Source organism: Pseudomonas sp. GW821-FHT04D07 (assembly GCF_059420225.1).
In genome coordinates this window covers 92,041-103,780 of record NZ_JBWKTH010000026.1, presented here as the reverse complement: position 1 = coordinate 103,780, position 11,740 = coordinate 92,041, and the positions used below count along the sequence as shown (strand labels likewise).

Here is an 11,740-nt window from a genome sequence, read left to right as displayed (position 1 = left end):
CCCCCCCCCCCCCCCCCCCCCCCCCCCCCCCCCCCCCCCCCCCCCCCCCCCCCCCCCCCCCCCCCCCCCCCCCACAGGGACCGTGTCCGGCTTTAACTGGCTGGTATCAGGGGGCCGCCCTCTGCCATCTATTGATCGCCGGTCGTGACATCCCGCATCAACAACCCGAACCGCAACTCCAGCCCATCCGGAACCGGCAGGTACACCGTGTGCCCGTCCCCGGGCGCCACCTCGATCCGCTCGCCCCGCTCATTGCGCAGCTCATCCAGATCGAAATGCAGATTGCCCGCGGGCGTCATCAACTCCAGATGATCACCCACCCCGAAACGGTTCTTCACCTTGACCTGGGCCAGCCCCTCACGCCGCTCACCCGTCAGTTCGCCGACAAACTGCTGGCGCTCCGAGACCGAACTGCCGTGCTGGTAGTTCTGATACTCGTCATGCACATGCCGCCGCAGGAAACCCTCGGTATACCCGCGCTGGGCCAATGATTCGAGGTCCTGCATCAGGCTGCGGTCAAACGCTCGCCCGGCCGCGGCATCGTCTATCGCCCGACGATAGACTTGGGTCGTTCGCGCGCAGTAGAAATGCGATTTGGTCCGGCCTTCGATCTTCAGCGAATGCACGCCCATGCGGGTCAGTCGCTCGACATGCTGCACGGCGCGCAGGTCCTTGGCGTTCATGATGTAGGTGCCGTGCTCATCCTCGAAGGCCGGCATCGACTCGTCCGGTCGCTGGGCCTCCTGGAGCAGGAATACCTGCTCGGTGGGCGCGCCCCGGCCGAGGGTCGGCTCGACGGGATCGAAGGCCTGGACAATCTCGCCCAGCAGGTTTTCCGCGGCCGGCTGTGCCTTGTACTGCCAGCGGCAGGCATTGGTGCAACTGCCCTGGTTGGCGTCACGGTGGTTCATGTACCCGGAGAGCAGGCAGCGTCCGGAATAGGCCATGCACAGCGCCCCGTGGACGAACACCTCAAGCTCCATGTCCGGCACCTGCTCGCGGATTTCGCCGATCTCCTCCAGGGACAGCTCCCGCGAGAGGATGATCCGGCTCAGCCCCAGTTGCTGCCAGAACCGCACGCTGGCCCAGTTCACCGTATTGGCCTGCACCGACAGGTGAATCGGCATCTGCGGGAAATGCTCGCGCACCAGCATGATCAGACCGGGGTCGGACATGATCAGCGCATCCGGGGCCATGGCGATCACCGGCGCCAGGTCCTTGAGAAAGGTCTTGAGCTTGGCATTGTGCGGGGCGATGTTCACCACCACGTAGAAGCGCTTGCCCTGAGCCTGGGCCTCCTGGATGCCGAGTGCCAGATTGGCGTGGTCGAACTCGTTGTTGCGCACCCGCAGGCTGTAGCGCGGCTGGCCGGCGTAGACCGCATCGGCGCCATAGGCGAAGGCGTAGCGCATGTTCTTCAGGGTGCCGGCGGGGGCCAGCAGTTCGGGGGAGGGCAGGGCCATGGTCGGATCGTTCGCAAAAGGTCGCGAGACTAAGGTATCGGACCGTGCGCGGTATTGATCCAGGTCTACTGTAGGAGCGAGCTTGCTCGCGATGGGCGTCAACGATAACGCGGGGCATCAGATACCCAGCGGTGCCTGGACTACCATCGCGAGCAAGCTCGCTCCTACAAGGGAAGCAGAAACAAAACACCCCGCCGGAGTTGCCTCGGGCGGGGTGTCGGGTACAGCCGGCGACTGTTTAGCTCGCCAGTACCGCCTGTTGCACCAGTTCCAGCAGCGGTTGCGGGTACAGGCCGAGGAAGAAGGCGAGTACCGCGATCGCCAGCAGCATCACGCCGCCGGCACGTTGTTCCCAGTGCAACTGGGCATCGACACGACGCAGGTTCGGTTCGATCAGGTACAGGGTGACCATCACGCGCAGGTAGTAGAACACGCCGATGGCACTGCCCAGTACCAACGAACCGATCAGCCACCAATGATGGGACTCGACACCGGTCGCGATGATGTAGAACTTACCGATAAAACCGGCGGTCAGCGGGATACCGGCCAGCGACAGCATCATCACGGTCAGTACCGCGGTCAGGTACGGACGGCGCCAGAACAGGCCGCGGTACTCGTACAGGGCGTCGGCGTCACGGCCTTTGTAAGGCGAGGACATTAGGGTGATCACGCCGAAGGCACCGAGGCTGGTGATCACGTAGGTGACCAGGTACACGCCCATGGCTTCCACGGCCATGCCCTTGCTCGCCACCAGGGCGATCAGCAGGTAGCCGAAGTGGGCGATGGACGAATAACCCAGCAGACGCTTGAGGTTGTTCTGGGTCAGCGCCAGCAGGTTACCCACCAGGATCGACGCGATGGCGATCACCGCCAGGACATTGCTCAGGACACCACTGCTGGCTACCGGAGAAATCTGGAACAGGCGGATCATCACGGCGAACACCGCCACCTTGCTGGCGGTGGCGAGGAAGGCCGCCACCGGCGCAGGCGCGCCTTCATACACGTCTGGGGTCCACAGGTGGAACGGTACCAGCGACAGCTTGAACGCCAGGCCGATCAGCATCATGCCCAGGCCCAGTTGGGCAATCGGGCTTGGCAGACCGGTAGCCGCCAGGGCGTGACCGATACCGCTGAAGCTCAGGGTGCCAGCTTCGGCGTAGAGCAGGGCCATGCCGAACAGCAGGAAGGCCGAACCCGCGGCCGACAGCACCATGTACTTGATGCCGGCTTCCAGTGACCGCTTGTTGAAGAACGCATAGGCCACCAGGCCGTAGACCGGTACCGAGAGCAACTCCAGGCCGATAAACAGGCTGGCCAGGTGCTGCGCGCTGACCAGGACCAGGCCGCCGGCGGCGGCCATCAGGATCAGCAGGTAGAGTTCTTCACGGTTACCCGGGTAGCCGTCGCCGCCATCACCCAGGTAGGCGTGGGCGAGGGTGACGCAGGCCAGGGTGGCGACCAGGATCAAGGCCATGTACAGGCAAGCGAAGTCATCGATCTGGATCAGCGTTGTCACGGCCAGTGGCGCGACTTTCAGCGCCGGGATAATCGACAGCAGCGCCAGGTTGAGACCGGCCACCGAGAGTAGGAAGGTCTGTGAGTGGTTGCGGCGCCAGGCGATCGCCAGCATCACCGCGATAACGGTGAGACTGGTGATCAGCAGCGGTGCAAGCGCAATAAAGTGTTGAGTCGTCAGGTCCATAGCGCTCTTACCGGGCCGAAGCGAGTTGAGTGAGGGCGGTGCCGAGCCACTGCTGCACACCATGCATGGTGGCGGCGGAAGTATCGAGGAACGGTTGCGGGTACACGCCGAGATAAATCAGCAGCACCGCCAGTCCCAGCACCATGATCAGTTCGCGGCCATCCATGCCATGCAGCACGGCATCGGATTTGGACGGGCCGAAGTAGGCACGGTGAATCATGATCAGCGAGTAGACCGAACCGAACACCAGGCCCGAAGTGGCAATCGCGGTAATCCACGGTGCCGCCAGGAAGGTGCCGATCAGGATCAGGAACTCGCCGACGAAGTTGCCGGTGCCCGGCAGGCCCAACGATGCGGCCGCGAAGAACAGGCTGATGGCCGGCAGGTAGGCGATCTTCGACCACAGGCCACCCATCTCACGCATGTCGCGGGTGTGGGTGCGCTCGTAGAGCTGGCCGCTGAGGATAAACAGTGCCGCCGCCGACAGGCCGTGGGCGAGCATCTGGATCACCGCGCCTTGCAGGGCTTGTTGGCTGCCGGAGTAGATCCCGATCAGCACGAAGCCCATGTGCGAAACACTGGAGAAGGCGATCAGACGCTTGATGTCGGTTTGGGCGAAGGCCAGGAACGCACCGTAGAAGATCCCGATCAGACCCAGGGTCATGGCAATCGGCGCGAACTCCGCCGAGGCATGCGGGAACAGCGGCAGGGCGAAACGCAGCAGACCATAAGCCGCGGTCTTCAACAGGATACCGGCCAGGTCCACGGAACCGGCGGTCGGCGCCTGGGCGTGGGCGTCCGGCAGCCAGGAGTGGAACGGCACCACCGGCAGTTTCACCGCGAAGGCGATGAAGAAGCCGAGCATCAGGATGTACTCGGTGCTCAGCGACATCTTGGTTTTCAACAGGTCGGTGTAGTTGAAGGTCATCACACCGGTGTTGTTGAAGTTGACCAGGACCAGACCGAGGATCGCCACCAACATGATCAGGCCGGAAGCCTGGGTGAAGATGAAGAACTTGGTCGCCGCGTAGATCCGGGTTTTCTTGCCGTCCGAAGAACTGTGACCCCAGAGCGCGATGAGGAAGTACATCGGCACCAGCATCATTTCCCAGAAGAAGAAGAACATGAACAGGTCGAGGGCGAGGAACACGCCGATGACACCGCCCAGGATCCACATCAGGTTCAGGTGGAAGAAGCCCACGCGACGCTGGATCTCTTTCCACGAGCAGAGCACCGAGAGGATACCCAGCAGGCCGGTCAGCAGGATCATCAGCAGCGACAGGCCATCGAGGGCCAGGTGCACATTGATGCCGAAGCGCTGGATCCAGATCTGCTTGAATTCAAGCGCGAAGGTCGGATCGGCGCCAGGCGCCGGGGCCAGATGGAAATCCCCGTGGGCCCACAGCCAGAGGCCGAGGGCGAGTTCGAGGGACATGGTCAGCAGCGCAATCCAGCGCGGGAGGGTGGAGCTGAAGCGCTCACCCAGCCAGCACAGCAGGCCACCGATAAAGGGGATCAGGATTAGCCAAGGCAGAATCATGACGGGCTCAATTCCTTTCGCAATGTCGCAAGGTTCATAGTCAGACCGCTACCAGCACAATGGCGCCCAGCACCACGACGGCACCGGCGGCGAGCGACGCGGCATACCAACGCAACTGACCGGTCTCGGTGCGGCTCAGGGCGGTGTGACCGCCTTTGGCCATACGCGGGATCAGGCCGATGGTCTGGTCGAGCGGGTCTTTGCGCAGCAGATGACTGATCGCCAGGTATGGCTTGACGAACAGCTTGTCGTAGATCCAGTCGAAGCCCCAGGCGGCGAACCACCAGGCCGAGAGGAAACGGCCGATGCCGCTGTTGGCGACGGCGGTCGCAAAGCGACGCTTGCCGAGGAACAGCATGGCGGACAGCAGGATACCGGCCAGGGCGATAGCCCCCGAGGTGATTTCCAGGCTGTGCTTGGCTTCGCCGCCGGCGTGACCGGCGCTTTCCGGGAGGACACCGGCCAGTGGCGGATGAATCCAGGCACCGACGAAGGTCGACAGCACGATCAGCACGCCCAGTGGCAGCCAGTGGGCAATCCCGTGGCCGGCGTGGGCTTCGGTCTTGGCTTCACCGTGGAAGGTGATGAAGATCAGGCGGAAGGTGTACAGCGAGGTCATGAACGCGCCGACCAGACCGGCATAGAGCAGATTCTGGTTACCGCTGGCGAAGGCTTCCCAAAGGATTTCGTCCTTGGAGTAGAAACCGGCGGTGACGATCGGCAGGGCGGCCAGGGCGGCACCACCGACGATGAAGCTGGCGTAGGCCAACGGCAGTTTCTTCCACAGGCCACCCATCTTGAAGATGTTCTGCTCGTGGTGGCAGGCGACGATCACCGCACCGGACGCGAGGAACAGCAGGGCCTTGAAGAAGGCGTGGGTCATCAGGTGGAAGATCGCGCCTTCCCAGGCACCGACGCCCAGGGCCAGGAACATGTAGCCGATCTGGCTCATGGTCGAGTAGGCGAGGATGCGCTTGATGTCGGTCTGAACCAGGGCGGCGAAGCCGGCCAGGACCAAGGTCACGCCACCGACGATGCCGACCAGGTGCAGGATATCCGGCGCCAGACTGAACAGACCGTGGGTCCGGGCGATCAGGTAGACACCGGCGGTGACCATGGTCGCGGCGTGGATCAGGGCCGAAACCGGGGTCGGACCGGCCATCGCATCCGCCAGCCAGGTCTGCAGCGGCAGTTGCGCCGATTTACCGACCGCACCGCCCAGCAGCATCAGGGTCGCCAGGACGATCCAGAAGTCGCCGACCTTGAAGTGCTCCGGCGCCTTGACCAGCAGTTCCTGGATATTCAGCGTGCCCAACTGGGTGAACAGAATGAACAGGCCGATGGCCATGAACACGTCGCCGATACGGGTGACGATAAAGGCCTTGAGGGCGGCGTTACCGTTGTTGCGGTTGCTGTAGTAGAAACCGATCAACAGGTAGGAGCACAGACCCACGCCTTCCCAGCCGAAGTACAGGAACAACAGGTTATCGCCGAGGACCAGGAACAGCATGCTGGCGATAAACAGGTTGGTGTAGGCGAAGAAGCGCGAGTAACCGTCTTCACCGCGCATGTACCAGGAGGCGAACAGGTGGATCAGGAAACCCACGCCGACCACCACGCCGAGCATGGTGATCGACAGGCCGTCGACGTAGAGGGCGAAGTTGGGGGCAAAGCCCGCCACCGACATCCACTGCCACAGCACCAGGGTGTAGTGGCCACCCTCGGGCGGCGCGACGTTGAATTGCCAGATCACATAGGCGGCGACGATGGCCGAGAGGCCAATGGAGCCGACCCCGATCAGGGCCGAGCCGTTTTCCGAGAGGCGTCCACGGGAGAACGACAGCAGCAGGAAACCGAGCAGGGGGAATACGAAAGTCAGAAAGATCATGTTCATCCGCGCATCTCACTGGCAGCGTCGATATCGAGCGTGTGGAAGCGGCGATACAGTTGCAGCAGGATCGCCAGGCCGATACTGGCCTCGGCGGCTGCCAGGCTGATCACCAGAATGAACATGATCTGTCCATCCGGCTGCGCCCAACGTGAGCCCGCGACGATGAAGGCCAGGGCGGCGGCGTTCATCATCACCTCCAGGCTCATCAGCACGAAAAGGATGTTACGGCGGACCATCAGGCCGATCAGGCCGAGGCTGAACAGGATGCCGGCGACGGCCAGGCCATGTTCAAGAGGGATAGCAGGCATGAATTACTCCTTCGCCTCGTTGCGGCCCAAGTGGAATGCCGTGATGGCTGCGGCGAGCAGCAGCATCGAGGCGAGTTCGACCACCAGCAGGTATGGACCGAACAGGCTGATGCCCACGGCCTTGGCGCCCACGGTGGTTTGACCGATACCCATGCCGCTGCTGTGGCTGAACAGCACATAGAGCAGTTCGACCAGCAGCAGGGCGCAGAGGATCACCGGACCGATCCAGATCCCCGGCTTGAGCCAGTCGCGCTCTTGCAGCACCGAGGCCGGACCGAGGTTCAGCATCATCACCACGAACACAAACAGCACCATGATGGCACCGGCGTAGGCGATCACTTCCAGGGCGCCGGCAAACGGCGCACCGAGGCTGAAGAAGGTCATCGCCACGGCGATCAGCGAGATAATCAGGTAGAGCAGGGCATGCACAGGGTTGGTGTTGGTGATCACGCGTAGCGTGGACAGAACAGCGACACCCGATGCGAAATAGAAAGCGAATTCCATCGTTCTTCCTTAAGGCAGCAAGCTCTTCACGTTGATCGGCTCGGCTTCGTTCTGGGCAGCGCCTTTCGGCTTCCCGGCAACGGCCATCCCTGCAACACGATAGAAGTTGTAATCAGGGTTCTTGCCGGGACCGGAGATCAGCAGATCTTCTTTCTCGTACACCAGGTCCTGACGCTTGAACTCGGCCATTTCGAAATCCGGTGTCAGCTGGATCGCGGTGGTCGGGCAGGCTTCCTCGCAGAGGCCGCAGAAAATGCAGCGCGAGAAGTTGATGCGGAAGAACTCCGGGTACCAACGACCGTCGTCGGTTTCGGCTTTCTGCAGCGAGATGCAACCCACCGGGCACGCCACGGCGCACAGGTTGCAGGCCACGCAGCGCTCTTCGCCGTCGGGGTCGCGGGTCAGCACGATGCGACCGCGATAACGCGGCGGCAGGTACACCGCTTCTTCCGGGTATTGCAGGGTGTCGCGTTTGCGGAAGCCATGGCCGAAAATCATCACCAGGCTTCGCAACTGGGTACCAGTACCCTTAACGATGTCGCCAATATATTTGAACATGGGTCAAATCCTCACTGAACCGCGCCCGCAGGCGTGTTCAACAACACAATCGCAGCGGTCACCAGCAAATTGATCAGGGTCAGCGGCAGGCAGAATTTCCAACTGAAGTCCATCACCTGGTCATAACGTGGGCGCGGAATCGAAGCGCGCAGCAGGATGAACAGCATGATGAAGAACGCGGTCTTCAGGGCGAACCAGATGAACGACAGTTGCGGCAGGATGCCGAACGGACCGTGCCAGCCACCAAAGAACAGGGTGACCAGCAACGCCGAGATCAGGATGATGCCGATGTACTCGCCAACGAAGAACATGCCCCATTTCATGCCGGCATATTCAATGTGGTAACCGTCGGCCAGTTCCTGTTCCGCTTCCGGCTGGTCGAAGGGGTGACGGTGAGTCACGGCCACGCCGGCGATGAAGAAGGTCAGGAAACCGAAGATCTGCGGAATCACGAACCACAGGTGTTGAGCCTGGTAGTCGACGATGTCGCGCATGTTGAACGAGCCAACCTGGACCACGATGCCCATCAGCGACAGGCCCATGAACACTTCATAGGACACGGTCTGCGCCGAGGCGCGCAAGCTGCCCAGCAGGGCGTACTTGTTGGCGCTCGACCAACCGGCGAACAGCACCGCGTACACCGACAGACCGGCCATGGCGAAGAAGAACAGCAGGCCGATGTTCAGGTCCGCGACACCCCAGGTCGGGGTGATCGGGATGATGGCGAAGGCGATCAGCAGGGCACTCATGGCCACTACCGGTGCCAGGGTGAAGATCACCTTGTCGGCAAACGGTGGTGTCCAGTCTTCCTTGAAGAACATCTTCAGCATGTCGGCGGCGATCTGGAACATGCCGAATGGGCCGACGCGGTTCGGACCGTAGCGGTCCTGCCACCAGCCCAGCAGGCGCCGTTCGACAAAGCTCAGCAGCGCGCCGCTGACCACCACGGCCAGCAGCACGACGATGGCCTTGACGACCGAGAGGATCACGTCGATCACTTCAGGGGTGAACCAGGTCATTGAGCTGCCTCCTGCAGACCGTCAACGGATTTGCCAAAGATCGCCGGAGGAATGCCCGCCAGGCCGGCCGGCAAGGCCACCAGGCCGGCACCCAGCTCTTCGTTGATGCGCAGCGGCAGACGCAGGGTGGTGCCGGCAACGTTCAAGCTGAGCAGGGCGCCGTCGTTGACACCCAGACGATCGGCTTCGGACTTGGCCAGCGAGACGTAGGCGGCCGGGATGCGTTCTTGTACCGGAGCGGCTTTCGAGGAGGTTTCCTCGCTGCCGAACAGGTGGAAGAACGGCACCACTTGCCAGGTGCCCTGGGCCGGGTTGAAGGCGCGCGGGACACTGGCGAACCAGTTCAGCGCATCACCCTGGGTTTCGATCAGACGGGTACCCGGGTCGCCGGCACGGATATGACCACCGACTTCGTCCTGGAACTTGTTCCAGGCCTGTGGCGAGTTCCAGCCCGGCGACCAGGCGAACGGCACCTGTTGGCGCGGTTCGACGGAGCCCGAGTAACCTTCCATGGAGAAGGCGAACGCGGTGTCGACGTCCTGGGAGGTACGCGGCTCGTGCACGCTGATATTGGCGCGCATGGCGGTCCGGCCGGAGTAACGCAGCGGTTCGCGGGCCAGTTTCATGCCCTTGATGCGGAACGCGGCGGACGGCGCGGCATCGACGATGCGCGTCAGTTGCGGGGTGCTGGCAGCACAGGCGGCGGTGACGTGGTCCAGTTGGGTCCAGTCGATCGGCTGGTTCAGCAGGGTTGCGCGCAGGGCATGCAGCCAGCGCCAGCCTTCGTGGACCAGGATGCTGGCATCAAGGTACTTCGGATCGAAGACCTGGAAGAAGCGCTGGGCGCGGCCTTCCTGGCTGACCAGGGTACCGTCGCCTTCGGCGAAGCTCGCCGCTGGCAGGACCAGGTGGGCGCGGTCGCTGGTGGCGGTTTTCTGGTGGTCGGCAACGATCACGACTTTCGCAGCGTTCAGTGCGGCGTCGACCTTGGCCTTGTCGGTGCGGGTGTACAGGTCGTTTTCCAGCACGACGATGGCGTCGGCCTTACCGTCGATCACCGCTTGCAGGGCGGCGTCCAGGGATTCGCCACCGAACATGGCCAGGCCGAGGCTGTTGGCTTCCGGCACGATCAGGCTGATGGAACCGTTCTTCTCGCGCAGCTTCAAGGCTTTGGCGATGTTGGCCGCGGCTTCGATCAGTGCCTTGGAACCCAGGGAGGTACCGGCGATGATCAGTGGGCGCTTGGCCGCCAGCAGGGCGTCGGCAATGCGTTGGGCCAGTGCCTGGGCTTCAGCGTCCAGGCCTTCGACGGCCGGGGCGCTGGCGTCGAGGGCGTGGGCCACGGCGAAACCGATGCGGGCCAGGTCGTCGGGCGCGGCGTGCACGCACTCTTCTGCGATATCGTCGAGCTTGGTTTCCGCCAGGCTGGCGATAAACAGCGGGTTCAGCGCGTGCTGGCCGATGTTTTTCACCGCGGCGTCGAGCCAAGGCTGGACGCGCATGGCGTCGGCCATGTCCTCGGCCTTGCCCTTGACCGACTGGCGCAGGGCCAGGGCCATGCGCGCGGCGGTCTGGGTCAGGTCTTCACCGAGGACGAACACGGCGTCGTGGTCTTCGATGTCGCGCATGTTCGGCACGGGCAGCGGGCTGTCCTTGAGCACTTGCAGGACCAGGCGGATGCGTTCCAGCTCAGCCGCTTCGATACCCGAGTAGAAGTGCTCGGCACCCACCAGCTCGCGCAGGGCGAAGTTGCTTTCCAGGCTGGCGCGGGGCGAACCGATACCGACGATATTGCGACCGCGCAACAGCTCGGCGGCTTTATCCAGCGCTTCGTCCAGGCTCAGCTTGGCGCCGTTGGCCAGCAGTGGCTGACGTGGGCGGTCTTCGCGGTTGACGTAGCCATAGCCGAAACGGCCACGGTCGCAGAGGAAGTACTGGTTGACCGAACCGTTGAAACGGTTTTCGATCCGACGCAGTTCACCGTAGCGCTCGCCCGGGCTGATGTTGCAACCGCTGGAGCAGCCATGGCAGATGCTCGGCGAGAACTGCATGTCCCACTTGCGGTTGTAGCGCTCGGAGTGGGTCTTGTCGGTAAACACACCGGTCGGGCAAACCTCGGTGAGGTTGCCGGAGAATTCGCTTTCCAGGGTGCCGTCTTCGACGCGACCGAAGTACACGTTGTCGTGGGCACCGAACACGCCGAGGTCGGTACCGCCGGCGTAGTCCTTGTAGAAGCGTACGCAGCGATAGCAGGCGATGCAGCGGTTCATTTCGTGGGAAATGAACGGGCCCAGTTGCTGGTTCTGGTGGGTTCGCTTGGTGAAGCGATAACGGCGCTCGTTGTGGCCGGTCATCACGGTCATGTCTTGCAGGTGGCAGTGACCGCCTTCCTCGCAGACCGGGCAGTCGTGCGGGTGGTTGGTCATCAGCCATTCGACGACGCTGGCGCGGAACACCTTCGCCTCTTCGTCGTCGATGGAGATCCAGCTGCCGTCGGAAGCCGGGGTCATGCAGGACATGACGATACGACCACGCTTGTCGTTCTCGTCATTGAACTGCTTGACCGCGCACTGGCGACAGGCACCGACGCTACCGAGCGCGGGGTGCCAGCAGAAATAAGGGATGTCGAGGCCTAGCGACAGACACGCCTGTAACAGGTTGTCTGCCCCATCGACTTCGAGCGCTTTGCCGTCTACGTGGATAGTGGCCATGGTTCAAAGTTCTTCGTTGGCCCGCGTCCGCGGGCGTGGCTAAT

At 62.9% G+C, this 11,740-nt stretch carries 9 protein-coding genes; all 9 read right to left on the bottom strand.

Annotation, left to right across the window (positions count from 1 at the left end):
* Positions 1-128: 128 nt before the first annotated feature.
* Positions 129-1,463: a prephenate-dependent tRNA uridine(34) hydroxylase TrhP gene (gene trhP, locus AC07T0_RS24925; RefSeq protein WP_495003679.1), complete on the bottom strand. Its 1,335-nt coding sequence runs from the start codon at positions 1,461-1,463 to the stop codon at positions 129-131.
* A gap of 238 nt (positions 1,464-1,701) precedes the next feature.
* Positions 1,702-3,165, bottom strand: a complete 1,464-nt coding sequence (nuoN, locus tag AC07T0_RS24920) for an NADH-quinone oxidoreductase subunit NuoN (protein WP_495003678.1) — start codon at positions 3,163-3,165, stop codon at positions 1,702-1,704.
* Between the two features lie 7 nt (positions 3,166-3,172).
* Positions 3,173-4,705 carry an NADH-quinone oxidoreductase subunit M gene (gene nuoM / locus AC07T0_RS24915; RefSeq protein WP_495003677.1) on the bottom strand — a complete coding sequence of 511 codons (1,533 nt, stop codon included), beginning with the start codon at positions 4,703-4,705 and terminating at the stop codon, positions 3,173-3,175.
* A gap of 40 nt (positions 4,706-4,745) precedes the next feature.
* A complete protein-coding gene (nuoL, locus tag AC07T0_RS24910; protein ID WP_495003676.1) occupies positions 4,746-6,599 on the bottom strand; it encodes an NADH-quinone oxidoreductase subunit L in 1,854 nt (617 codons plus the stop codon).
* Entirely contained in the window at positions 6,596-6,904 is a 309-nt protein-coding gene (nuoK, locus tag AC07T0_RS24905) for an NADH-quinone oxidoreductase subunit NuoK (RefSeq protein WP_100940069.1), read from the bottom strand. The genes nuoL and nuoK overlap by 4 nt, the downstream gene beginning before the upstream one ends.
* Positions 6,905-6,907: 3 nt before the next feature.
* The gene (gene nuoJ / locus AC07T0_RS24900) at positions 6,908-7,408 is read right to left on the bottom strand and encodes an NADH-quinone oxidoreductase subunit J (protein ID WP_495003675.1); all 501 of its coding nucleotides are present in this window, start codon (positions 7,406-7,408) and stop codon (positions 6,908-6,910) included.
* Between the two features lie 9 nt (positions 7,409-7,417).
* A complete protein-coding gene (gene nuoI, locus AC07T0_RS24895) occupies positions 7,418-7,966 on the bottom strand; it encodes an NADH-quinone oxidoreductase subunit NuoI (protein WP_017131319.1) in 549 nt (182 codons plus the stop codon).
* An 11-nt stretch (positions 7,967-7,977) separates the two neighbouring features.
* A complete protein-coding gene (gene nuoH / locus AC07T0_RS24890; protein ID WP_495003674.1) occupies positions 7,978-8,985 on the bottom strand; it encodes an NADH-quinone oxidoreductase subunit NuoH in 1,008 nt (335 codons plus the stop codon).
* The gene (nuoG, locus tag AC07T0_RS24885) at positions 8,982-11,696 is read right to left on the bottom strand and encodes an NADH-quinone oxidoreductase subunit NuoG (RefSeq protein ID WP_495003673.1); all 2,715 of its coding nucleotides are present in this window, start codon (positions 11,694-11,696) and stop codon (positions 8,982-8,984) included. The genes nuoH and nuoG overlap by 4 nt, the downstream gene beginning before the upstream one ends.
* Positions 11,697-11,740: the final 44 nt, after the last annotated feature.

Bases quoted from the DNA above. Each gene is read 5' to 3' on its own strand.
- nuoM (WP_495003677.1), bottom strand. From the start codon at position 4,705: ATGATTCTGCCTTGGCTAATCCTGATCCCCTTTATCGGTGGCCTGCTG.
- nuoK (WP_100940069.1), bottom strand. From the start codon at position 6,904: ATGCCTGCTATCCCTCTTGAACATGGCCTGGCCGTCGCCGGCATCCTG.
- nuoN (WP_495003678.1), bottom strand. From the start codon at position 3,165: ATGGACCTGACGACTCAACACTTTATTGCGCTTGCACCGCTGCTGATC.
- trhP (WP_495003679.1), bottom strand. From the start codon at position 1,463: ATGGCCCTGCCCTCCCCCGAACTGCTGGCCCCCGCCGGCACCCTGAAG.
- nuoJ (WP_495003675.1), bottom strand. From the start codon at position 7,408: ATGGAATTCGCTTTCTATTTCGCATCGGGTGTCGCTGTTCTGTCCACG.
- nuoI (WP_017131319.1), bottom strand. From the start codon at position 7,966: ATGTTCAAATATATTGGCGACATCGTTAAGGGTACTGGTACCCAGTTG.
- nuoH (WP_495003674.1), bottom strand. From the start codon at position 8,985: ATGACCTGGTTCACCCCTGAAGTGATCGACGTGATCCTCTCGGTCGTC.
- nuoG (WP_495003673.1), bottom strand. From the start codon at position 11,696: ATGGCCACTATCCACGTAGACGGCAAAGCGCTCGAAGTCGATGGGGCA.
- nuoL (WP_495003676.1), bottom strand. From the start codon at position 6,599: ATGAACATGATCTTTCTGACTTTCGTATTCCCCCTGCTCGGTTTCCTG.